Below are 23,120 nucleotides of genomic sequence, written 5' to 3'. Positions count from 1 at the left end.
ATGCACACCATCCGGCGGACTGCGCGCCGCGCCCTGCTGCTGGCCACGGCCGGTGCCCTGGCGGCCTCCGGCACGGCACCGGCCGAGGCCGACGACAAGCCGCTGCCGCGCGACGGCATCTACCGCTCGCTGAAGGTGGACGACGTCCCCGCGGCCTACGTGGTCCTCGTCGACACCTCCAGCTCGATGCAGGACGAGGGTCCCGACGGGAAGCCGCTCTACGCGACCGTCAAGAAGCGTCTCGATGCCTTCCTCAAGACCCTCACCCCGGCCGACGAGGTCGCCGTCGTCACCTTCGGTCGAGCGACCAGCGTCGTGCACCCCATGTCCCCGGCGAACGAGACGGGCAACCTGGTCGCCAAGGAACTCCCGCGCTCCGCGAAGGAGCTGGCCAGCGATCACGGATCCGCGCTGAATGTCGCCGCCGACCAGCTCGACCACAGTGCGGCGCCCGTCGGAGCGGTGCTGATGCTCACCGACGGTGCCGTCAACGCGCCCGGCAGCCCGTATGCCCGCCTCGGCAGTCCCGCCTGGAAGCAGCTCAGGAAGCGCTACAACGCACTGGGAACCGACCACGACGTCATCGGCTACGGTCTGCCGCTGGCGGACGGCACGCAGGTCTCCGAAGTCCTCGGCAGCGCCTTCGGAGCACCCCGCATCCTGCCGGTCGACCCCGCGGCGCTGGGCTCGCAACTCAACGACGCCAAGGAGCGGGTGCGCGCGGAGAAGGCCCGGAGCCTGCTCCGCGCCGACCAGGGCGAGCAGGTCACCGTCTCCGTGCGAGGTGACGGCGTCGAGCGGCGGGGCGCGGGCAAGGCCGTGCTGTCGGCCGGAGACCGCACCGGCGCCCGGTCCAGGACCGTGAGCGTCACCCTCACCTCGCACGCCCGGCACGTCCCACTGCGGGTCCGCCTCGACGCCGAAGCCCTGCCCGGAGACGCGGCGGTACGCTTCGACGGTCCGGCCGTTCCGGTGACGATCGCCCCCGGCCGGAGCCGGACCGTCGACGTCCGGCTGACCTGGCCGCAGGACGCCGAGTTCAGCCTGGTCCCCGGTACCCGCGACTTCCGCGCCGGGGTCCGGATCCGTGCCGAGGCCGCCTCGCCGTGGACGCGGACCGTGCGCGGGTCGATGGGGTACGCGGACTTCTCCACCGGTCGGCCCATCGTGACCGAGGTCGAGGTGGTGGGCACGGTTCCGGGCCGGACGCCGGGCTGGCTGTACCCCCTTGTCCTGCTCGTCGCCCTGCTGGGGTCGGCGGCGGCCTGGCGCTCGTACAAGCGGCGCAATCCGGTGCTGTCCGGCGTGCTGGTCGTGACGGACCTGCGCTCGGGCGAGCGGCAGACCGTCGTACTGCGGGGCAGGGAGGTCAGCCAGGGCACCGACGCGGGGAACGTACGAGCGCGGATCTCCGTGCGCGGCCGGCACGAGGGCGGCAGGCTCGTCCTCGCCGTGGAGTGCGTGCGCGAAGCGCCCGGCGGGGAGCGTCTGCGCGACAGCGGCAGGTGCGACCTCGGCAAGTCGACCGTGCTGTGCGGGATCGGGTTCTCCCATGAGACAGCAGATCAGGCGTCCGTCGTCATGCAGTGACAACGGACGCCGCCCCAGCCGAGGAGTGTCCCTCCTCGATCCGCCCGCCGCGCTTCGTCATCGCCGCTCAGGAGAGGACCCGTCATGGTGCAGCCGCTGGACCCGGCCGTCGATCCGTCGGAGGCCGGGGGGTTCCGTCTCCTGGGCAGACTGGGGGCGGGTGGATTCGGCACGGTCTACCTCGGCCGGCCCCTGAGACAGGACCACGGTTCGGACACGCTCGGTGCCGTCAAACTCATGAGGCCCGAGTTCGCCGACGACACCCAGCACCTGCAGCGCTTCCACCAGGAGAGCAAGGCACTCGACCGGTGCAAGGGTGCCCGCATTCCCGAACTGCTCTTCTTCGACTTCGGCAGCGGTCGCCGGCCCACCCTGGCGACCCGCTTCATTCCCGGCCTGTCGCTCCACCACGTTGTCGAAGCGCACGGCGGGGCGCTGCCCCGCGACACCGCCCACGCCGTCGCCGCCGAACTGGTCGACACACTGAACACCGCACACAGCAAGGGGCTGCTGCACCGGGATCTGCATCCGGGCAATGTCCTGCTCACCTCCGACGGTCCCTGGATCATCGACTTCGGTCTGACGCGCATCCGGGGGCAACGCGTCACCGTCTCACTGGACACCGTGATCGGCCATCCCCACTTCTGCGCGCCCGAGCAGGTCCTCGGGCTGTCGAAGACCACCGGCGCGACCGATGTCTTCGGTATCGGCGGAGTCGTCCTCTACGCGCTCACCGGACACCCTCCGTACACCGGGGAGAGCGACGCACGAGCCATGCTCATGCGCCGTGTCTCCGGCGCGGGGCCCGACCTTTCCCGGCTGCCGGACGACCAGGTCGGAAGGCTCGTCCGCGCCTGCCTTGCCCAGGACCCGGCGGACCGACCCTCTCTCGACGAGGTCGCCGACTGCTTCGGCGAGCGGGGAACTTTGCGGCTGCCGGACGATGTCGGCCGCAGGCTCGCCGACTACCGGGCCGAGCTGAGTGCCTTCCTCACCGACGCGGGCCACACGGCCAGCCTCACGGTTCCCTTCCGCCCGGGCCGGCGCAGTTGGCGGACCGACGTGGGCGAGTGGCCCCACCAGGCCGTGGCCACCGAGCACGGCCAAGTGGTCGTGGCGGACGGCGACGGCGTGCGGTGGCTGGACGCGGTGACGGGGGCGGAGGGAAAGCTCCTGGGAGACTTCACCGCACCGGTGCAACTGCAGACCGAGGGAGCCCTGCTGCTCATCCGCGACGCCGCCGGCCGCCTGGAGTCGTGGGACACCCGGGCCCGCACGCGGTGGTGGTCCGTCCCCGCGGACAACCTCTCCGACGTCCGGGTCCTGCTGCGCGGGCAGAGCGTGTTCCTCGGCGACGGCGGCGGCTGCCTGCACCATTTCGACGCCGTGACCCGGCGCGTCTGGTGGCGGACGGAACCGCTCACCGACGGGGAAGGCGGACCGGTCGAGCCGGTCGCGGCAGACGTCCGCCGCGTGTACCTGTCGGCCGGTGGAGGCCATGAGCTTCTCGCCGTCGACGACGAGGACGGCAGCGTCTGCTGGAAGCAGCCGGTACAGCTGCCCGCGACCCTGCTGTCCGCACCCCTGGTCCTGGACGACACGCTCCTTCTCGCGGACGCGGACGGCGGCCTGCACTGCCTGGCCGGCGGCGACGGCTCCTCCCTGTGGGAGACAGGACTGGGCGCGCCGGTCGTGGCCCCGCCCGTCCGCGTGCAGGACAGGGTGATCGTCGGCGACACGGCGGGGCTCGTGCACTGCCTCAGCAGTGCCACCGGCGAGGTGCTGTGGCGTGTCGAACACGCCGACGGGGAAGAGCTGTTCGCCCTGTGCACCGACGGATCGGTCGTCTACACCGGCGGCTGGAACGGCCGGCTTCAGCTCATCGACGTGGCGGACGGGTCGTCGCTGCAAGGCTTCGACCTCGGCGGCCAGATCCTCGCCGTCACTTATGCGCCGGGCAGCCGCACCGCCTTCGCCACCGCCTCCCACGGCGCACTGCACGCACTGCCTACGGCCGGGGGCCCGGAGGTTGTCCGCGGGGGCTGAGCAGCAGTCGCACCGCGCCATGCGGCGCGATGCGACTGCCTGAGCGTATGGACCGACGGCGGTGCCAGGGGCCGGTGCTGGTCTTCGTCAATGGCCAAGGGCGATGGTGTGGGTGCCGTCGTCTGCCTCTATGGCGGCGCGGGGTTGGTCTGGGCGGCACGCAGGGTGAGCCAGTAGCGGCCGTGCGCGAAGCGGGGGGCTCGCCAGGTGGCGCCGACGTTTACGGCGGTATGGCCAGCCGCGGGCGCAGCGGCAAGCAGAATCTGGTGAGTGGCGGGCCGGGTGAGCGGGGGCAGGGCGGAGGCGGTTGGCAATGTCCCTGATCTCCGTGCCGCGCTGCGCGCCGGTCTGGCCCGCACTGAACGGCTGGTGGCTGGTGTCCTGTTCGTGCTAATGGCGGTTGCGCATGTCCTCGTCCCACAGGGACAGGCCACGGCGTCGGCGTTCGTTGGGGCCAGCGCCGTCGATGGGCCACAGGCCGGTGGCAGAGGTCTTCAGGGCGCCGCGCAGCAACGTCCAGGGACTGGTGGGGTCGATCTCGCCAGCTGCTATGAGGCGGCGGAGGGCATCGGCGTGGCCAGGCCTGCGGTGTAGGAGCACCGAGCCAGGTGCGCGATGGTGTCAGGGCCAAGCGGAGCATCGTCGGCGGCCAGGCTGCTGGTCGGATGCGGGGCGGGCAGCTGGCGGTAGGCGCCCTCACTGCGGGTCTGCGCTCGCGGCATGGCACGAAGGCGCTCGCGCACCGCCGGGTGCCTTTCTGGCGGCCCCCACAGGGCAGGTTCGGCGAGCGGCCACGACCGCCTTCTAGAAGCGCTGACACACTCATCGCATGTCTTCTGCGGCGGACTTGCGCGCCCACTGCCGCACGACCTTGCTCTCCGCCGTCGGGTCTGCGTGCCGTTCCCGTTGCGTTCCCGCATCTCAGGCGTTGACGTTTCCGCAGGTCGTGAGGGGTGAGATGGTGCGGCGTTGCAGGGTGGGCGGTGGGTCTTGTCCCTGGATCGCGGCCTGTTCGATGGTGTGGCTGTCGCACCGGCTGACTCAGTCGGCCGTCCTGCGGAGCGCCTGATCAACGGCGTATGCGGCGTCCTGTCGAACGAAAAGGAACACGCACATGAACGTGAAATCTCTTGTCGGCGGTCGCACTGCCGTGGCTGCGGGCCTCGTCCTGGCGCTGGGCTGGGGGGTCTCGGCCCAGGCGTCCACCACCGCGCCGGACACGGACGGGGGCGCCGGGACGGTGGCCTCGGCGCCGGGCGGCCGTGGCGCCAAGGCCGCCGTCGCCACCTGCTCCCCCAAGGTCCTCGCGGTGTCCGCTTCGAAGGAGCCGGCGGACGACGAGGATGCCCGGCACCTCCTTCTCACCGTGCAGAACGCCGGCCACGAGAAGTGCAACCTGTACCGCTACCCGCTCGTGCGGCTCGGCGACGGTCGCACCACCGCTCCCGTGATCGAGGAGAGCGACCCGGACCCGGGGAAGCCCTTGACCCTCGCCCCGGGCGAGGAGGCGTACGCCGCGCTGCTCGTCAACGGCCCCATGGACGAGTACGAGGCAAAGAGCATCACCCTCACCCTCCAAGGGCGCAGGCCCGGCGCGGGCGCGGGCGGGCCGATCGACGTCCCCATGCCCGTCGCCACGCTGTACGCCAACGACGGGCAGCGCGTCACCTACTGGACCACTGCCCCTGGGTACGCACTCGACTTCATCATGTCGAGGTGACGGAGTCCGTCCTCCTCGCGGCCGCGGGGGTCCTCGCCGGGCCCCCGCGGCGGCTCCGTCAGCCGCCGCCGTCCGTCTCCTCGCGGGTGGTGGTCATCGGGATCCAGCCGCGGGTGGTGCGGTACCAGTAGTGCGGCAGCCCCTTGACGCTGGTGGTGCGGAACGGCCGGCCGTGGTCGTCGATGCGCGTGGTGCCGGTCCGGCCTTCGGAGGACCAGTCCAAATCGACGTACCAGTCGCAGGTGCAGGACAGGGTCCGTACGGAGAGCAGCAGGACCTCCGGTTCCCGCAGGGACACCTGGTACGGGAAGCCGGTCGGCGTGGTCGGTTGGCCCGGTTCGTTGCCGCGGACGGAACGGGCCAGCGGGCGGCGCGCGTCGAGATCGACCGAGAAGTGGCGGGGGACGAGGGTGGCGCCGCAGCCTTCGTACATCGAGTAGGCGACCTGCGGGCGGGCGGCGGGGGCGCCGCGGTTTACCACCCGCACGTGCAGCGCCTCCAGGACAACGGCGGCGGAGCCCCGCCCCTGCACCGTAATCCGCAGGTCGGTGGTGCGCCCATGGACCGCTTGCAGGGAAGTGGCCCACGCTTCGGCGTCCGCCGGGGTCGGCGGTGGCGGGACGTCCTGCGGTTGCTTGGCGATGACATAGTCGTGATCGCATTCGAGGCGCCAGAGGTGGGAGTTGGCCGTCCAGGTGAGTGGAGGCTTCGGCGAGAGCGTCTCGTTGCCGGCTCCGCTGCCCCGCGGGCTGCCTTCGTCCTTCCCGGAGCGCGCCGAGGGGGGCCTGGTCGCAGTTTCGCGGGCGGACGACCGGTCCCGTCCCGAGGGCACTTCGGTAGGGGTAGCGTCGCTGGTGGGTTCGGCCGGTGGCGGCTTCGGCGTGGCTCCGGCGGATGCGGACCGTTCAGCGCCGGCGGAGGGGGGACCGGCAGCCGGTCCGGTGAGGCTGCCGAGCACGGCGGCGAGGAGCGCGGCCAGTGCCGTCGATCGCCCCGGCCGCCGTCGGACGCGTGCGGGGCGGGACGGCGGGGCGCTCCGTGATATCTGCCGGGAGGGTGGGGCGAATCCCGGGCCGGGATCGGCCGGTGCGTCTGGCTCGGGTCGCCGGTCCGCTGGGATGCCGTGGAGTCCTGCCGCAGACGTCGGCGTGGCGCTCGCGGTGTCGGGGGCCGGACGGGGGCCGGACGTGCGCGATCGCTGCCGGGCAGCGACCGCCAGGACCCATCGGCGGTGCACCTCCGTGCGTTCCTGCGGGGAAGCCCCACAGAGCACCGCGAACCGCTCGATCCCCGCATAGTCCAGGGGAACTGACTCACCGGCGCAGTAGCGGTGCAGCGTGGAGGCGTGCACGCCCAGACGGTTGGCCAGCGCCGCATAGCTGCGGTCCGTGCGTGCCTTCAGCCGCCTGAGGAGGGACGCGAACTCCGCTACATCGTCGTTCTCTGTGTCCATGCAGCCGTACTCGCATCCATCCGTCGGTGTGGGCGGTCGTGTCGCGGACAGGGGCGGCGGCCACGGCGCTCACTCCCCCGTACCTGCACGTCGGCTCGGCGGGAATGGTAACTGAGCCCGGCGTCACGGCCGTAGAGAGCGGTGGCCGACGGCCATGCGCAGGCGCGGTCCGTCCGCCAGGAGTCGGCGGGCCTCGGTGTGAGGGGCCGTGCCGTGCCGTGGTCACCCCAGGTTGGGTGCGAGGGATCAGGAAGCATGGATCGAGCCGTGGTGCGTCTGGCGTTGCGGGTCGCCGAGGTCGTAGCCGTGTTCGGCCTGGTCGGTGCGCTGCGGCCAGACGTGCTGGCAGCCATGGCTCGGGGCAGCCGGCCCGCGGCCGCCGACGCCATGCGAGCCCTGCTGTCCGTCGTCTCCTTGCAGACCATCCGCCGCTGGCCGTACCCCGGTGTGCAGGGGCCCTTTCCTCCTCCCGCCGCTCCCCCGCAGCCGCGCCTTCGCCGCCCGGCGTCGCCGGGACGGTGAAGCCAGGTCCGGTGCCCGGTGCCCCACCGTGTCCCCCGGTTGCCATGCCGCCGCCTGTCGGACGCCAGAGACAGCACCCGACGCTCACGACGCACCTGAGAGGCGACAGCACCCCAACTCCCTTGTGGGGGAGGGGATTACGGGACTGTCGGATGGCTGGCCATGTTCGCACTCTGGTTGGGCCGATGTCCCGACCCTCTACCAGCCAGCCGCCCATGGAGGCTGCCGTTATGGTCTCTCCTCGAACTCACGCACTGAGGCCTGGCCGAGAAGATAGTCGAGGTCTTCTGCAAACACAGGAATACCGAGAGATCGCACCTTGATTCCTCACGCCTCGTCAAATGCCTCGAGCAGGCGCTCGTACGCCGGTTTCGGCCGCAGGGCCGCGTCCCACGGCAGGGAATCGGCCGTGCGCGGAGGATAGATGTTGGTGTCGGCGGTGGAGCCGTACCGGTCGGTGAATCCCCATGTGGAGAACGATGTGCAGTTCGGCTCCTCCAGGCAGACCCGCAGCTTGCCCGCCATCTCGTCAGCCTGGGTCTGCCGCCCGTCCTCCTCGTCCTCACCTATGGGGACGTCCATCTCCGACACCCGCGCCTGGACCCCGAGTTCCGCCAGATCCCGCACATGGCTGCGGAAGGTCTCCGGGTCGATGCGGTCGCCGGGTGCGTACTCATGGTTCTGGAAGCCCACGCCGTCGATCGGTACGCCGCGTTCCTTGAGCCGCTTGACCAGATCGTAAAGGGCGTCCCACCGCTCGCCTTCCTCCTCGACCCCGTACTCGTTGAGGAACAGCCGTGCCTTCGGATCGGCGCGGTGGGCGGCCCTGAACGCCTCGTCGATGTACTCCTCGCCCATGGCCTCGAACCACGGGCTCTGCTCGGAGCGCAGACCGAGATCCCCGTTGGTGTAACTCTTCTCGTCGTCGGACATGGGCTCGTTGACCACATCCCACTCCGCGGCCTTTCCCTTGAAGTGCCCGGCGACCTTGGCGATGTGCCGGAGCATGGTCCGGCGCACCTCCTCGGGGTCGTCGTTCTCCCGCATCCAGTTGGGCAGAGCCTCGTGCCAGACGAGGGTGTGCGCGTGCACCTTCATGTCGTTTGCGCGGGCGAAGCGTACGAGTAGGTCCGCGTCGCGGAAGTCGTAGACGCCCCGGCGTGGGTGGAGGAACTGTGGCTTGAACGCGTTCTCCGGAGTGAGCATGGAGAACTGGCTCCCCGCGAGCGCCCGGTAGCGCGAGTCGGTGAGCAGCGGGTTCTCGGCCAGGGCGGCGCCGACGTCGAACGGCCGCCCCACGTCTGCGGCCCGCGCACGCAGCGAGTCGTCGGACTGTTCCTGGCGTAGCCGCGGCGCCTTGATCACGCGGAGCGAGTCACCGCTCTCCGCCCGCGCGATCAGCTGCGTCAGACGCCATCCCTCACGGCGCTCGTCTTCGCCCGCGTCCGCCTCCAGACCGAACCAGACAGTGCCCTCGGCGAACACCCCCGGGTCCTGCACGGTTCCCAGCCGCCGCCCGTCGGCCTTCACGCGGAAGGTGTCACCGATGCTCGACACGGCGAGCGTCACCGTCCCGGAGCAGGCGCAGTCGAAAACCTTGGAGGTGGCCGGCTCATCGCCCTCGCCGTCCCATATCTGTACCTTCACTTGTCCGTCGGCGGTCACGCCGACGCGGAGTGAGGACCGCTCCTGCCGCCACTCGTCGTAGATGACCGGTACCCGTCCGTACAGCCGCAGCCATGAGTCGCCGTCACCGTCACCCACACCGGACATGCGCGCGGTGACGGTGAAGTCGCCATCGGACCTGAGGTGCGGGCCGGCGAGGTTCAGCGGGGGGTCGGGCTGGCCGCCGGAGGAGTCCTGCTCCACGATGTGCCGATTCAATGCGCTGACCCGCAGGATGTCGTTCCGCGCGGTGGTGCCCGGCATCTGCGTCCAGTCGTGGTTCCGCAGCAGGTCTTCGTCGTTTCCGCCGCCCGCGCCTTCCCCCTGCCCCGTACACCCGGCCGCCACGGCCATGACGAGCAGCACGGCGGTCAGTCGCTGCCACGTCCCCCTATCAAGGTCCACGGTCCCTCCCACTCTCTTGTTCGAGACGAGGTCAACGCCTCCAAACCGGGCCACAGTTCATCACACATGAGGTAGGGCGGCCTTGTATGGCACGTCCCAGCTCGTGTGGCGGAGCGGGCCCGGATCGATACCTCTGCTTTCAACGATGCGGACGACGCCGAGCACGGGTGACGGGCCTCTACAGCTTGAGTGACAGCGCGCTGCCGCCAACGCGTTGGGCTCCTGGCGCAGGTCGGCGAAGAAGCGCAACCGGACGCCGGGCTCGCCCGGCTCTCGAGGCGTTCCATCCGCGCGGGCTGTAGCCCAGCGCTCGGTGAGCAGTTGCTGGATGGCGAAGGCGGTTGCGTCGTCGGCGGCCGCGATCTCTACTACAGCAAGGCCTGGTTCGGCCACGTGCACATCGAGGATTGGTCTCATGCTCGGCACGCCGCGCCGCCGTGGCCGGCAGTTCTCGGAACCGGACAGCGTCACCCGACTGGGTATGTCCTTGCGTTGGTCGGGGTCGCTGCTGTGATCGAGGGACCTGTACTAGAGGCTGTCTCCTTGTACCGCTGCCCAGCTGGATGACGGTTGCTTACTCATCTACCCGTCTGCCATCGATCTGTCCAGCCGCGCCCTTCAGCACCTATCCGGTCTTCTCGCTGGTCACCGCCGCCGGATCGGCTCTCGCTGGCGTCGCCTGACCTGTGGTCGGCAGGCCCTGCTCGCTCTCGCCCACCTGCGCTGCGGCGACACCTACGCCCGCCTCGCCGCGGGCTTCCGTATCGGGATCGCGACGGTCTACCGCTACATACGTGAGGCCGTCCCCCTTCTGGCCGCTGTCGCCCCCACGCTCGAGCAGGCCATGGCGACAGTGCGGAAGAAGGCGTACGTGATCCTCGACGGCACCGTCCTGCCAATCGACCGTACTGCCGCCGACCGGCCGTACTACTCAGGGAAGAAGAAGCACCATGGGATGAACGTGCAGGTCCTCGCTGACCCGGCCGGGAGCCTGATCTGGGCCTCGGACGCGCTGCCGGGAGCCACGCACGACCTGACCGCAGCCCGGACCCACGGCATTCCCGCAGCCCTCGCCGACGACGACATCAAGTGCTGGGCGAACAAGGCGTATCAGAGTGCCGGCCCCGCAGTCCGCGTCCCGATCCGAGGCAAGAACCTGCGCGGCTGGTGTCGACGTCACAACCGAGACCACGCGAGCGCCGTGGCGATCCTCAAGTGCTGGCGGGTCCTGAGGAAGCTCCGTTGCAGCGCCACCCGGATCACCGCCGTCGTCCGAGCCGTCGTGAACCTCGAACTTGCCAGCTGATGAAGATGAGAGCGCTCAAATCGGTGGGGTCAGGTCACCGAGATTTGCCACTTGCCGTGTTCGGACAGTGTGACGTATCCGTGCTGCGGGAGGCGCAGGGTGCCCTTCTGGTTGGCAGCGGAGGTGAAGCGGATCAGCTGCTTCCCGCCGTTGGCCGGCGTGTAGATGATGGTGCCGCAGGAGTCGATGAAGTCGTAGTGCAGGACCGGTGCGTATTCGAAGTACGGCTTGGGGCTGAAATAGCCGAAGGTCTGGGTTCCCTTTCCCTGGGCTGTTTTGGTCGGGAGCTGAGGCAGCGCGTCGCTGTCCACGATGCGCAGCTTCCACCGGCCCAGGCCACTGGCGCCCTCGTTGCCCACCGTGATTCGCCAGATGGCGAGGGCGTCACAGTCGGCAGGCAGGACAATGTGCGACGGCCCGGTCCGGCCGATGGTGACGAGTGTGTCCTGGGCCCGCTGATGATGGGGGCCCTTGCGCACGGTCGACAGGCTGAAGCTTGTAGTGAATCCGGCGCGGAACTCCAAGAGGACCGGCTTTCCGTCCCCTGCGCCGGGTATCTCGACAGTCCGGCTGCGCCAGCCGGACCATTTAGCGGACGTGGTGCTGCCCACGTTCCCTCCCCTGCGTCGGTTGCGAAGCGCTCGGGAGGCATGATGGCACGCGGGTCCGGGCACCGGCTCCGACTGCTGAGCAGGAGAAGAACCTGGCAATCTCCTGGGTGCCAGGCATCGCCGACTTCGGGGCGGCCTCCGTCATCGAAGGACCGGCTTCCGCACTTGGCGGGGTGCCGACCGATGAGGGTCAAGGAGCTTCGCGTCCTCGCCTCTGGCGCGTGACCAGGGGGCCGCCTGCGTCGGGCCCCTGGTCACGCGACGGGAGTCTGCCCGTGGCCCTCGCAGGCCCTCGGGCGTCGACGGACGGCTGAGGTCAGCCGCGGACGATGTTCTCGGCCTGGGGGCCCTTCTGGCCCTGGGTGACGTCGAACGTGACGTGTTCGCCTTCGACCAGCTCGCGGTAGCCGTTGCCGGAGATGTTGGAGTAGTGGGCGAAGACGTCCGGGCCGCCGCCCGCCTGCTCGATGAAGCCGAAGCCCTTTTCGGAGTTGAACCACTTCACGGTGCCGCTGGCCATACTGCTGTCCTTTGAAATAGCGCCGGGACTCCCCCGGCTGATCTGTGACAGATGCGTCTCCGTCGCCGGAGTGCACCCGACACCTGTTCTACCCCAGCTGTCACGCAGATCAACCACCGAAAAATCGCCCATCCCCACCGTGCGGGCCGCCAGCCGCAGCGAGCTGGCACCATGCCCTCCAAGCGCGCGGTCGTACCGGCTGTATTCAATTCCGGTTCACGGCGAGCACGAGCGCGGCCGGGGCAGTGGCGGACCTGGTAGTCACCAGGCCCCATCTCTCCCTCGCGTTCTGGAAGCGCTACTCGGAGGGCGTTTGCCTGCTCGCCGCCTCGACGAAGTCACGGATGAGAGGAGATCGGCGGGACGCCACCCACGCCAAGGCAACCTCGGTGGGGCCGATGTCCTCCACCGGCAGGGCAATGACATCGGGGCGTGTGTAGAAGCTGGCGGTGGACAGGGGCAGGACGCAGATACCTGTTCCGGAGGCCACCAGCTCCAGCTTCTCCTCCACCTGGTGGATGACGGGCACCTCGGGACGTCTGCCGTCACGCAACTCCAGTGCCACGGTGCGCCACTCGGGTACGGCGTCGGGGTCCTGGAGCAGATGCTCGCGAGCCAGGTCGCCGATGGTCACAGACGCACGGTCGGCCAAGCGGTGGCCCGCCGGGAGGATGACGACCCGCGGTTCCTTGAACAAGGGCCGCACCTGGAGGTCGTGCTGGTCAATGGGCAGTCGTACGACGCCGATGTCCGCCCTGCCGTCCAGAAGCACCGTCACCTGATCGACCCAACTGGTGCGCAGCAGACGTACGTTGACGTCCGGACGGACAGCGGAGAAGGCGGCCAGGGCGGCGGTGACCGTGATGCCGGGCATGAAGCCGACAGTCAGCGTCGGCGTACCCTGCGCCGCCGCTTGCACCCGCCGAAGTAGACCCTGCGCCGAGGCGAGCAGCGGGACGGCGTCCTCCAGGAGCTGCCTCCCGGCCGCGGTGAGCAGTGTCCCGCGCCGGTCACGGTCGAAGAGCTGCGCACCCAGATCGTCCTCCAGGCTCCGGATCTGCCGGGACAGCACCGGCTGCGCGATGTGCAGACGCTCCGCCGCGCGTCCGAAGTGGAGCTCCTCGGCCACGGCCACGAAGTACCGGAGCTTGCGCAGATCAAGTTCCACCCGGACGCACCGCTCACTTTCTCCGTCTCTCCAGGACGACGGCCCATCGGCGCCCCGCTGTCCGGGGACGACTTTCCGATCGCCCCGGGCCGGTAAGGGGGACGAGCGAGACGGTTAGTCATAAATCTACTGCTCGACCATCATGAACCGCCGCCGTCGGCACCGCCTCTGCCCGGCCGCGTCACGCGCCGTCGGCCAGGACGGCCAGCGGGTCGGTGTGCGCGGGCACCCATCCCAGCTCGGCCCCGGCGCGCGCCGGGGTGAACCGCTGGTCCAGGGCAAAGGCGTCCGCGATCGGGCCCATCTGCGCGCGAGCCTCCTCCAGCGTGATGGAGGCGACCTTGCCGTCGATACGTCCGGCCCGTGCCACGGCCAGCGAGCACTCCTTGGCGGTCGGGTTCACCCCGCCCACGCCCACGTACACGGAACCGGGCTTCGCCCTGAGCGCGGCGACGTACAGTTCCGCGACGTCGTCGACGTGCACCAGCGCCCAATGGTTGGCGCCGTCACCGATGCACGGAATCGCGCCCGCCTTCGCGCCCGGAGCGCTGTAGAAGATGTCGATCAGCCGGTTCTCACCCCCGTACAGCAGGCCGGGCTGCACCACGACGGGCCTGCCACCCTGCTGTGCGCGCCGCAGGACGGCCTCCTCCACAGGCTTGCGCCAGGCGACCACGGCCGGCGGGTTCCAGGGCGCGGTCTCGTCCGCTACCCCGTCGGTGTCGCCGTAGACCCACGTGCCGCCGGTGTGGACGTACGCCCCGGTGCCGACGCCGTCCTGCATGGCGGTGGCGGCCGCGAGGTCCTCATCGCCGGTCCCGGCCTGCGCCAGGTGGATGACGGCCTCCGCGCGGGCCGCGGCCGTGTTCAGCACGCCGAGATCTCCCAGCCCTCCGCGTACCGGCGTCGCCCCGAGCGAGCCGACGGCCTCGGCGGCCCGCTCGTTGCGGGCCAGCGCCTCCACTGTGTGCCCGTGCCGGATGAGGGTGGCGATCGTGGCCTTGCCCAGATATCCGGATCCGCCGGTAATGAAGATCTTCATGGTCGTGGTTCCTGTCTTCGTGGGGCCGCTGACTACGCTGACCAGCCTGCGTCCCGGGGCGGATCCCCGTCCAAGACCTCTTTCGACGTCTCTGATACCCGTCGGGCATCAGAGACGGTTTCTTTAGCGGCCCGGGCCCCCAATACCGAGGCGCCGTTCCCGTCCAGCCCACCGGCAGAGGCGGGCGGGCACGGCCGGGGCCAGCGGGCACAGACGAACAGGTTTGCGAGAAGGGCGACGTCCGGATCAGCGAGTGACGCGCGGGCGAGTAGCCCAGGACCTTCCAACACTGGGCGCCGTCCCGACGCGGCGGTGAGTGCCAAACACGCTTGGCCTCTGACTCGGGCCGAAGGGGCCAACCGCGCCTTGAACACTGTGTCGGCGTCTACACGCAGGGTCAACACCGACCCCACCGGTGGCAGTTGTCGCGGTGGATTCGAGCTGGCTCGAATACTTTCCGGCGTGAGGCCCACGCCTGCTTGAGTCGTGTTGTCGAACAACGGCACCAACGTTCAGTGCCCGATCTGAGGCGGTCGCCTCCGCACTTACGCATCGGGCACTCGAGGAACCTGGGAGTGGTTGTCATGGTGACGTTGAAGGACACAACGAAGGTGAAGAGCCGCACGAGGAAGGTCGGCATGGCCGTGACGGCAGCCGCGTCGGTTGCCGGAAGGTCTTAGCGGCGGCACCCGCTACCGCCGCCGGTGGCGCCACCTTCTCGATCGAGTACGGGGCGAGCTGCCACAAAGGCACGGCCGGCTGGTCCAACCGGTCGGTCAGCGTCGACGGATCCAACGTCGGTGCGCGGCTCCGGTGTCATTGAGCGGTGACACCGCTCGGTTGGCCCAGGCCTGCTCCAACGTACGTGTTCGGCACCCAGAACCGACTACGCAAGGGGAATCGATTCCATGACCGTCACAGCAGCACGCCGCACCATGTCACCGCGTCGCTCCACCGCCCGCACGGCGGCCGTGGCGGCCCTGTCCGCCGCCGCCCTCCTCGGCGGTGGGCTCACGGCCCAGGCCGCCGCACCCGCCCGCACCACGGGCGCGGCCGTGGAGCTCGCGCCGGCCGGTGTGCTCGCCACCCGGTGCTACTACAGGGTCAACGCCAGCGGCGGGCTGCTTATCCGCAGCGGTCCCGGCACCAGTTACTCGGTCGTCGGGTCCTACGCCAACGGCTCCACGATCCTCGCGTCGGCGTCTACCACCAACGGCTTCCGCCAGGTGGGCACCAACCGCTGGGTCTCCTCGGCGTACACCGTCCGCATCACCAGCTATCCCTGCGAGTGACAGGGACCCGCGCCGAGGACACCGTTCCCAAGCCCTCCAACAGGCCGCCGGGCGGCCGGATATACCTCCGGCGGTAGGCGGCCTGTCCGCTGCCTCCGACCGGCCTCCGACGCACGGCTGGGCAGTCGGACGATGGTGAGCCAGTCCGTGCTCCGCACGGTTGGCAGGCACGACACTGCCGTCACCGGCCCGGACCACCTTATGCTGCACGCCGTGGCACGGTCTTTGCCAGATCCAGTACTGCAGCCCCCCCCATCGCTGGATGTCTCACAGGGTGGCGAGCGGCGCACCAGAGCGCGAACCCCGTGCGCCACAGCTGGACCTTGGCGACGACCGAGTAGTCCCCCCTGGTCCTCTCGAGAGGTTGAAGGCGCAGGTCGCGGCCGCGCAACCAGAACTGACCGAAGAAAAGACCAGAGCGGTTGCCGGCGCGTTCCTCTCCGGGCTGTTGCTCAGCTGCCATACCGCCGCGCCAGCGAGCGTTCAGCCTCACTGAGCGAGGGGGCGTGAACGAAGGTCGGCATCCAGCATGCGGATCAACTCACCAACCCGTCCGCCGCCACTCGGCGCTGCCGGGAAGCGTTTGAGCACGTCAACGACGGCCGGTGACGCCCAATGCAGGGTCTGCTCAACGTGCTTCGCACCAACGCTGCGATCGTCGTCAGCGACGAGTTCAGCGGCTCTGGCCGCGTATGCGCCAGCTCCAAGGATGTGCTTGACCTGGGTGGCCTGGGCCAGCGGATGCAGGTAGGGGGCGCCTGCCGCAGACATCGCTGCCCGGGCCGCCTCGCGTGCAGCGGCAGTGTCCGCGCTCCTGGCTGCCTTGAGTGCGGCCCATGCTCCGTCGCGCAGAGCCTTCCCCCGCTCACCGCCTCGAGCGAACTCCCATGCGGCGCCGATAGCCTCCCGAGGCCGCGCGTCGTCCGGCTGATCGCCCTCGAATACCTCGAGAGCCCCTTCCGCGCACGCCGCAGCGAACGCGGTGACCTCACGAAGATCTTGCTTACTCAGAGCGATCTCGCTCAATTCCCCTGTCATGGCTCCATCCTCGGCCAAGGCGCTGGACAGCACAGCGGCTGGAGCAGCTCCCGCACGCCCCGGAACAGCAAGTCGCAACGGCGCCGCGGACCGTCAGACGGTCGGGACGCTGCGGCGGCGACCGAGAACGCGTACGGGTCCGTCGCCGTAAGCCCCGTCCTGCGCACCGCCGTCGCCGGTTACTGGGAGCGACGCGGCCTGGGAGTCGATCCGGGGCTCGTCGTCGCGGGGCCCGGCAGTAGAGCCCTGCTGGGGCATCACGCGCCCCGCGAGCCGCTACGCGACGGCGGGACAGGAGACGAACGCGAGGCGTCGGCTGTCGGCGCCCGGCTGTTGACGTTCGAAGTGCCCGGCGTAGAACGTGGCGGCCGGGAGGACGGTTGTCCGTATGTCGGCCCTGGTGCCGCCCTCTCCCGGTGGCACGGCACCAGGCCCGTCTGCGTACCTCACCATCGGCGAGATGCTCAACTTCAAAGGGCTCGGCAACGGCCTGCTCGGTGGAGATCGTGAGGGACCATCTCCTGACCGGCAGCGGGCCCGGACGAAATGGGACGCGTCAAGGTCATCGCTGTCCAGGTGGTACGTCTTCCTGGGGCGACCACTAGGGCCGATGTCAGAGGCGATTGGCAAGATTGCGGCCATGAAGGTCACTCCCGTCACCCCGCCACGGCCGATCGACGTTGCCGCCGTCTTTCCCCAACTGGCTCCGCTGGCCCGCACGGCGACCCGCCTGCACCCCCGCCCTGGGGCGCCGACGTGGCACGACAGCTCGATCGGCGGGCCGCTGCTGTGGCCCGCTGAGGAGCCGTGGCCGCACTGCGAGGAACCGCATGTGGTGGATGGCATCAACCCAGCCCGGTCCCCGGCGGATCTGCGGCTGGAACGACAGATCTTCGCCGCCTCGCACGGCCGGGACCTGACTCCGGAGGAACGGCAGACTCTCGAGCGGATCCGACCCCCTCGGACGTATCCGGTGATGCCGGCGGTCCAGGCGTACGACGGCCCTATCGCGATGCTGCCCGTCGCGCAGCTGTACGCAAGGGATGTGCCAGATCTGAGCCCGCCGGAGGGCAAGGACCTGCTGCAGGTTCTGTGGTGCCCCTTCGATCATCCGATCATGCCCAAAACCCTGCTGATTTGGCGCTCGGCAGCCGCCGTCACCGACATCTTCGAGATGCCCCCCGAGCCGCCCGCACTGCAGTTCGACGGCTATCTACCGGAACCGTGCGTGCTCGAACCGGAGCAGATCACGGAGTACCCCGACCATCTGGAGCTGAGCGAAGAACTGCGGGAGCAGCTCAAGCGGTGGAGTGTGCCGCAGGCGGCACGGGAAGACATGGACCCGGACACCTACTACGACTGTGTGTTGTCCAACGCACCCGGCTGGAAGGTCGGCGGCTGGCCCGCCTGGAACTCCACCGACCCCAGCCCGCAGTCCTGCTCCGAGTGCGGCACCGGCATGGAGGTCCTGATGACCGTCGCCACGTTCGAGGATGGGGACGACGCCGGGAACAGCTGGTCTCCGCGCCCCCACCCGGGTGCTGGACCGTACCCCGGCCACCGCGGCTACAACGCGACCGGTGTCCAGATAGGCAGCGGCTACCGGCAGCACCTGTTCGTCTGCCCGGCGGAGCCAGAGCACCCGCACATCGAGTTGATGACGTAGCCCGTCGTTCCGCGAGCCCTCCTACGGGAACTGCTTCTCCTCGCGGCCGATGTCGTCGATCGGGCCGAGGACCGTCCAGCCGGGCCCGAGGGGGCGGGTGGCGCGGAAGCCGTGGGCGTCCGCGTACTCCTCGGCCTCCTCCGCGGTGTCCTCGGGGGCGCGCATGATCGTGTAGCGCGGAGGGTCCTCGTGGTAGAAGCGGTAGAACGTGCGGCCCTCGTCCTTGGACTGGTAGAGGATCACGCTGACGCCCCAGAGGGCGTCGTACACCTTCTGATCGCGCGGGGGCGTCGTCGTGCACGTGTCGGAGGGCCGGCCGGGCTCGCGGACGCAGGTCCGGTACCGGCTCCAGTCGATGCGTTCGGCGCGGGGGTGTTCGGCGATCAGCTTCCGCATCCGGGCGTCGGCACGGGCGAAGGCCTCCTCGCGGCGGTCGTACTCCTGCTGCAGCCGGTTGAAGCGCTGCTCGTCGAAGCCGCTGCCGAAGTGGGCCATCAGGCCCGCGAGGACGGCGACCCGCCAGGCCAGGTACCCGGCCGTCACGACGAGCAGCGTGACGACCAGGACCCGGCCCGGCGAGCGCCTGTGGGGCATCAGATCGGCGACGTCAGAACGTGCCGCTGATGGGGATCGAGATGTCCGCCTGCGCGATCGGCGGGGGGTACTTCCCGTCGAACCGGTCATAGTGCTGGAGCGTAAACCAGTCGATGAAGCCGTACTCCGTGATCTCGTCGTCCGGGTCGAGACCGAAGTGGTCGTAGGAGTGGAAGACGAGGTTGCCGGAGAAGGAGTTGCCCTCGACCTTGTAGTCCTTCAGCGCGATCGTGTGGCCGTGGAACTGGTGGATCGCGATGGAGAGGGCGCGCTGGTTGGCGTCCCAGAGCGAGAAGTCGTAGACCGGGTACTTCACGTCCTGTCGAAGGAACTCCTGGAAGAGGAGGTTCTTGGTGAGGTCCTCCTGGACGTTGAGCTGATCGGTGCCGCCCTTGTTGTCGATGAGGGACTGCTTGATGATCTGGCTCGCCTTGTCGGTGTACGCCTTCTCCTGCGGTGAGGCGCCGACGGCGCGGGAGAGGGCCGTGCCGGAGCCGCTGTACAGGTAGCGGCCGGGGTCGAAGTTGTCGTCGACGGTGACCGTGCCCGCGCCCTGGCCGCCGCGGCCGTAGCGGAAGGCGTTGCGGAGGTCGTCGACGGACTGGGCGTAGTCGGCGTCGGCGCCGAGCTTGCCGAAGTTCATGATGTCGTTGAACTCGGCCCACATCCAGGACTCGGGCGTGATGCGGGCGACCCAGAACTCCAAGCCGAGGTCGGTGAGTTCGTCGAAGTCGTAGTCGTTGAAGGTGAGGTCGTCGGCGACGCGCGGGTCGGCCGGGACGGGCGGGTTCTGGGGGTCGGGGGCCTTGCGGTGGCCCTCGCGGAAGGACGACTGGTGGATCAGCATGTCGGTCGGGGGCGGGTCACCCGGGTCTCCGCCGTCGCCGGGGTCGTCGGAGAGGATTCGCTTGCCAGGGGCCTTGGAGCCTGCCTTGTCGAAGACGTGGCTGTCGAGGACGACGTACTTGGCGGAGCCGTCGGCCGTGGCGGTGGCGGTGATCGTGCTGCCGCTGCGCTGCTGGCCCGACTGCTTGACGAGGTGGCGGGCCTTTTCGTCGTAGCGGTAGAGGGCCGGTGCGGTGCCCTCCGTACGGTCGGGGTCGAGGCGGAAGGTTAGCCGTGCGGCGCCGTCCGCGGGGGCGGAGACCTGGAAGCCGTTGCCAAGGTAGCCCGGAGTGGACTTCGGGAACTCCCGCTGCTTGGCAGGGAGTCTGGTGACCTGGAAGCCGCCGACTTGCCCGGCGCTCAGGCCCTTGAGCGTGGCCTCGGCGACGGTGGCGCCGCCGTCCGCGCGGCGGGTCACGTCGAAGGAGGAGTTCTTGGCGCGGGGGGAGGCGTTGAGCCTCGTCTCCTCGCCGTCCTGGACGCCGTCGCCGTCGGTATCGGCCTTGGTGGGCTTCGTGCGGAGCTTCAGCTCGCGGGCGTCCGCGAGGCCGTCCTGGTCGGTGTCGGCGCGGGTGGGCGTGGTGCGGAGCTTGAGCTCGCGGGCGGCGGTGAGGCCGTCCTTGTCGGGGTCCTCGGCGCCGTCCTTGATGCCGTCGCCGTCGGTGTCGGCCTTGAGCGGGGAGCTGAAACGGTAGCCGAGCTCGGCGAAGTCGGAGAGGCCGTCGCCGTCGCTGTCCTCGGACTTGGGGTCGAGCTTGGCGCGCACCTCCAAGTCGTCGGGGAGGCGGTCGCCGTCGGTGTCCTCCGTCGGTGAGATGCCGTGCTTGGCGAAAGACGCCCAGGTCGGGGTATCGGCCTTGGTGCCTGGCTCGGCGCGGTACCAGACGCTCTCGGTCCTGCCCGGCTGGAGAGTGTTCGTGGGGCCGACGCCCTGGAGCGTCGTGCGCGCGTCCTGGGGGGCGGCGAGCTTCGCGGCGGAGGTGTCCGTGATGCGGTCGGAGAGCTCGAAGGTCAGCGACCACCTGGAGACGGGGTGATCGGACACATTCTCGAGCTGCAGCCGAGCAACGTACGAGCCCTCCGTCGCACTGCCGCGGAGGGCGGGCGGGACCTGGCTCCACGCCGCGTCGCCGGGGGCGACCTGGCGGTAGGAGACGTCGACCGTGTCGTCGTGGTAGAGCGTCGCTCCGTCGGTGGCCGCGCTGTCGCCGGGGGTTCCCGCGGCGACGGGCACGGCCGTGCCGAGGAGAAGGAGTAAGGCCGCGCCGAGGGGCACGGCGGCGCTTCTGTTCATGGGGCCTCCCATGTCTGCAGCCATGCCTGAGGACATGCCTGTTGTCACGAAGTTGCCTTTGTGTCACGGCAGTTGGGAATCAAACGGGGAAGCTAGCAGAGGTGGGGATGGTTCCCAAGGTGTGGTGGAGGCGAGATTGAAACGTTGGGGAGATTGGTAAGCCCTGTTCCGCTTGCCGGTGACGACAGAGCCTCCCGCGCCAGGCGGCCACGATCTGCGTTCCTCCTTCAGATGGGCGCTCCGCCCCAGTCGGGAGCCTCGACCGGCATCGGGCTGCCCACCCGGGCGGCGTGACCCGGGTGGAGCGGTGGCGCACCAACCTGTGGCTCGCCCGGGCAGCAGACTGACCGACCCAGACACCGGGACACTCCGCCCGGAGGTCGTGCACCGGGCCACGTGCCTTGCGGCTGCCTCCACACCCGGCCGCGGCATCAGCCGGCTCGGCTGAATCTTCGAGGCGATCGACGAGACCCCCGCAAGCTCGGCCCGCCTGCGGACAGCGGTCGCCTCCGCCCTCCGAGACGGGACTACTTCGACTTCCGATCGCCACCCTCAGCACCTGCTGGTTGGAAATCAGATCCTGCTTTCGAATCAGGTGACAGGCCGGACCGTTCAGCAGCAGGGTCCAGCCCTGCTCGAAGTGATTTCTCGTCAGTCCATCGACCGAAGTGTGATGTGCCGCCGTAGGTTCGACGCCGTCGCCGCTCACGCCGTCCGGGCGCCACTGGACGCCGTGCGCGGGGGCGGTTCACGCCCCGGCGCGTCCGGCACCCAGCCGGCGCCGTACAACCATCCGCCATGGGAAGGGGTCTGCCGTGGCATGCGAAGACTCCTCGTCGCCGGCGCCGCGCTGCCGGCCGCCCTCGTGGCCTCCGTCCTCCTGCCCCCAGCCGCCCACGCCCGCACACCAGCGCCCTTCGCCGACTTCAACGGCGACGGCTACGGCGATCTCGCCGTCTCCGCGCCCGGCGCGGCGATCGACGGTCACACCGCGGCCGGGGCGGTCGTCGTCGCCTACGGCTCGCCGGACGGGATCAAGTCCTCGCGGACGACGACCGTCAGCCAGAACACACCACGCGTGCCGGGCGTCGCCGAGGCGTTCGACCGCTTCGGAGCGTCCACCGCGGCCGGGGATTTCAACAAGGACGGTTACACCGACCTCGCGGTCGGCTCCCCCGGCGAGGACACCGCGCGCGGTGAGAACTGGGGCACCGTCACGGTGCTGTGGGGCAGCCCGACGGGACTCGGCGCGGGCGGGGCACTGAGCCAGCCGCTGGGCATCGAGCAGAGCGGATTCGGCACCGCGGTCACCGCCGGCGACTTCGACGGGGACGGTTATGCGGACATCGCGGCGAGCACGGGCAGCGGTACCCACCTGTGGCTCTACCTCAATCGAAGCACCGGCCAGTCCGGCGAAATGGCCTTCGCGCACGCCGACTTCGAGGCGTCGGCGATACCCTCCACCGGCACCGGCGTGACCGCGCTCGCCGCCGGGGACGTCGACGGCGACGGCACCGACGACCTGGCCGCCGTCACCAACCCGCTCAACGACTCCGGCGGCGCGCTCTACCTCTCCCCCGGCATCCCGGCCAATCGCCGCGCGGCGGGCGACCTGCCCCCAGCGCTCGCTCTCGCCATCGGCGACGTGGACGGCGACGGCCACGGCGATGTCGTGTCCGGACAGCCGTACGGACGCGAGGAAGTGCCCGGCGCCCACGACGGCGGCAGCGTGAGCGTGCTGCCAGGCTCTGCCCAGGGCGTCGACGGCCGACGGGCGGTCGTGATCACGCAGAACACAACCGGGGTGCCCGGGGTCGTCGAGGAGGGCGACCGCTTCGGCTGGTCCGTGGAGCTCGCCGACATCAACCGGGACGGACGGGCCGACCTGGCCACCGGCGCCGTCGACGAGGGCGTGGGCCTGGCCGGTTTCACCGGCTCCGTCACCGTCCTCCCCGGCTCCGCGCACGGCCTCACCGGCACCGGCTCGTACGCCTTCCACCAGGACACCCCAGGGGTGCCCGGCGTCGCGGAGTCCCGTGACTCCTTCGGCGAGGCCTTGGCGCTGGCCGACACCAACCGCGACGGGCGGCTCGACCTGGCCGTCGGCGCGCCCGGCGAGAACGGCTGGTACGGCGCGCTCACCACGCTGCGCGGCGACGGCGCGCGGATCACCTACACCCGCGCGGTTGGCTTCAGCGCGCAGACCATCGGGCTCGCCACCGGCGAGGACTGGTACCCCGAGTTCGGCGCACCGATCAGCGGCTGACTCCACGACTGTGCGTTGCCCGCCAGCTGCCCCTACT

18 protein-coding genes and 1 pseudogene are annotated in these 23,120 nt (G+C 70.1%); 8 read left to right on the top strand and 11 right to left on the bottom strand.

Annotated elements, in window-relative coordinates:
• From ACWGIS_RS02830 to ACWGIS_RS02820, 3 genes are all read left to right on the top strand, one after another.
• Entirely contained in the window at nt 1–1,590 is a 1,590-nt protein-coding gene (locus tag ACWGIS_RS02830; protein ID WP_453360633.1) for a VWA domain-containing protein, read from the top strand.
• Nucleotides 1,591–1,674: 84 nt separating this feature from the next.
• Complete coding sequence (locus tag ACWGIS_RS02825) at nt 1,675–3,636, top strand: protein kinase domain-containing protein (RefSeq protein ID WP_453360632.1); 1,962 nt, start codon at nt 1,675–1,677, stop codon at nt 3,634–3,636.
• A gap of 1,114 nt (nt 3,637–4,750) precedes the next feature.
• A complete protein-coding gene (locus ACWGIS_RS02820; RefSeq protein WP_453360631.1) occupies nt 4,751–5,356 on the top strand; it encodes a DUF4232 domain-containing protein in 606 nt (201 codons plus the stop codon).
• Between the two features lie 58 nt (nt 5,357–5,414).
• Here the strand turns inward: ACWGIS_RS02820 and ACWGIS_RS02815 are convergent, their stop codons facing one another.
• Both ACWGIS_RS02815 and ACWGIS_RS02810 read right to left on the bottom strand, forming a co-directional pair.
• Nucleotides 5,415–5,843, bottom strand: coding sequence for a hypothetical protein (locus tag ACWGIS_RS02815; protein WP_453360692.1), 429 nt, complete (start codon nt 5,841–5,843; stop codon nt 5,415–5,417).
• Nucleotides 5,844–6,605: 762 nt separating this feature from the next.
• Nucleotides 6,606–6,809: pseudogene (locus tag ACWGIS_RS02810) on the bottom strand (helix-turn-helix domain-containing protein); the annotation flags it as partial.
• Between the two features lie 255 nt (nt 6,810–7,064).
• On the opposite strand from ACWGIS_RS02810, the gene ACWGIS_RS02805 reads away from it, so the two are divergent.
• The gene (locus ACWGIS_RS02805; protein ID WP_453360630.1) at nt 7,065–7,331 is read left to right on the top strand and encodes a hypothetical protein; all 267 of its coding nucleotides are present in this window, start codon (nt 7,065–7,067) and stop codon (nt 7,329–7,331) included.
• A 327-nt stretch (nt 7,332–7,658) separates the two neighbouring features.
• Here the strand turns inward: ACWGIS_RS02805 and ACWGIS_RS02800 are convergent, their stop codons facing one another.
• Together ACWGIS_RS02800 and ACWGIS_RS02795 are read right to left on the bottom strand one after the other, a co-directional pair.
• Nucleotides 7,659–9,401, bottom strand: a complete 1,743-nt coding sequence (locus tag ACWGIS_RS02800; RefSeq protein ID WP_453360629.1) for an endo-1,4-beta-xylanase — start codon at nt 9,399–9,401, stop codon at nt 7,659–7,661.
• 60 nt (nt 9,402–9,461) lie between these two features.
• Nucleotides 9,462–9,818, bottom strand: a complete 357-nt coding sequence (locus tag ACWGIS_RS02795) for a DUF6207 family protein (RefSeq protein WP_453360628.1) — start codon at nt 9,816–9,818, stop codon at nt 9,462–9,464.
• A gap of 142 nt (nt 9,819–9,960) precedes the next feature.
• Here ACWGIS_RS02795 and ACWGIS_RS02790 point away from each other — a divergent pair, with 142 nt between their 5' ends.
• Complete coding sequence (locus ACWGIS_RS02790; RefSeq protein WP_453360684.1) at nt 9,961–10,707, top strand: transposase family protein; 747 nt, start codon at nt 9,961–9,963, stop codon at nt 10,705–10,707.
• Between the two features lie 29 nt (nt 10,708–10,736).
• On the opposite strand, the gene ACWGIS_RS02785 is transcribed toward ACWGIS_RS02790, so the two are convergent.
• From ACWGIS_RS02785 to ACWGIS_RS02770, 4 genes are all read right to left on the bottom strand, one after another.
• On the bottom strand, nt 10,737–11,318 hold the full coding sequence (locus ACWGIS_RS02785; RefSeq protein WP_453360627.1) for a hypothetical protein: 582 nt from the start codon (nt 11,316–11,318) through the stop codon (nt 10,737–10,739).
• Between the two features lie 316 nt (nt 11,319–11,634).
• Nucleotides 11,635–11,838: a cold-shock protein gene (locus ACWGIS_RS02780; RefSeq protein WP_453360626.1), complete on the bottom strand. Its 204-nt coding sequence runs from the start codon at nt 11,836–11,838 to the stop codon at nt 11,635–11,637.
• Between the two features lie 298 nt (nt 11,839–12,136).
• Nucleotides 12,137–13,006 carry a LysR family transcriptional regulator gene (locus ACWGIS_RS02775; protein ID WP_453360625.1) on the bottom strand — a complete coding sequence of 290 codons (870 nt, stop codon included), beginning with the start codon at nt 13,004–13,006 and terminating at the stop codon, nt 12,137–12,139.
• A gap of 181 nt (nt 13,007–13,187) precedes the next feature.
• Nucleotides 13,188–14,048, bottom strand: coding sequence for an NAD-dependent epimerase/dehydratase family protein (locus ACWGIS_RS02770; RefSeq protein WP_453360624.1), 861 nt, complete (start codon nt 14,046–14,048; stop codon nt 13,188–13,190).
• Nucleotides 14,049–14,956: 908 nt separating this feature from the next.
• Here ACWGIS_RS02770 and ACWGIS_RS02765 point away from each other — a divergent pair.
• Entirely contained in the window at nt 14,957–15,340 is a 384-nt protein-coding gene (locus tag ACWGIS_RS02765) for an SH3 domain-containing protein (protein WP_453360623.1), read from the top strand.
• Nucleotides 15,341–15,829: 489 nt separating this feature from the next.
• Here ACWGIS_RS02765 and ACWGIS_RS02760 read toward each other — a convergent pair whose 3' ends face one another.
• Nucleotides 15,830–16,378, bottom strand: a complete 549-nt coding sequence (locus ACWGIS_RS02760; protein ID WP_453360622.1) for a putative immunity protein — start codon at nt 16,376–16,378, stop codon at nt 15,830–15,832.
• Between the two features lie 640 nt (nt 16,379–17,018).
• On the opposite strand from ACWGIS_RS02760, the gene ACWGIS_RS02755 reads away from it, so the two are divergent.
• The gene (locus ACWGIS_RS02755; RefSeq protein ID WP_453360621.1) at nt 17,019–18,044 is read left to right on the top strand and encodes a hypothetical protein; all 1,026 of its coding nucleotides are present in this window, start codon (nt 17,019–17,021) and stop codon (nt 18,042–18,044) included.
• Between the two features lie 21 nt (nt 18,045–18,065).
• Here ACWGIS_RS02755 and ACWGIS_RS02750 read toward each other — a convergent pair whose 3' ends face one another.
• Nucleotides 18,066–18,638, bottom strand: coding sequence for a hypothetical protein (locus tag ACWGIS_RS02750; protein ID WP_453360620.1), 573 nt, complete (start codon nt 18,636–18,638; stop codon nt 18,066–18,068).
• 13 nt (nt 18,639–18,651) lie between these two features.
• A complete protein-coding gene (locus ACWGIS_RS02745) occupies nt 18,652–20,817 on the bottom strand; it encodes a DUF3289 family protein (protein WP_453360619.1) in 2,166 nt (721 codons plus the stop codon).
• A gap of 820 nt (nt 20,818–21,637) precedes the next feature.
• On the opposite strand from ACWGIS_RS02745, the gene ACWGIS_RS02740 reads away from it, so the two are divergent.
• Nucleotides 21,638–23,083 carry an FG-GAP-like repeat-containing protein gene (locus ACWGIS_RS02740; protein WP_453360618.1) on the top strand — a complete coding sequence of 482 codons (1,446 nt, stop codon included), beginning with the start codon at nt 21,638–21,640 and terminating at the stop codon, nt 23,081–23,083.
• Nucleotides 23,084–23,120: the final 37 nt, after the last annotated feature.

Source organism: Streptomyces sp. NPDC054842 (assembly GCF_053611025.1).
This window is presented reverse-complemented; position numbering and strand designations above follow the sequence as displayed.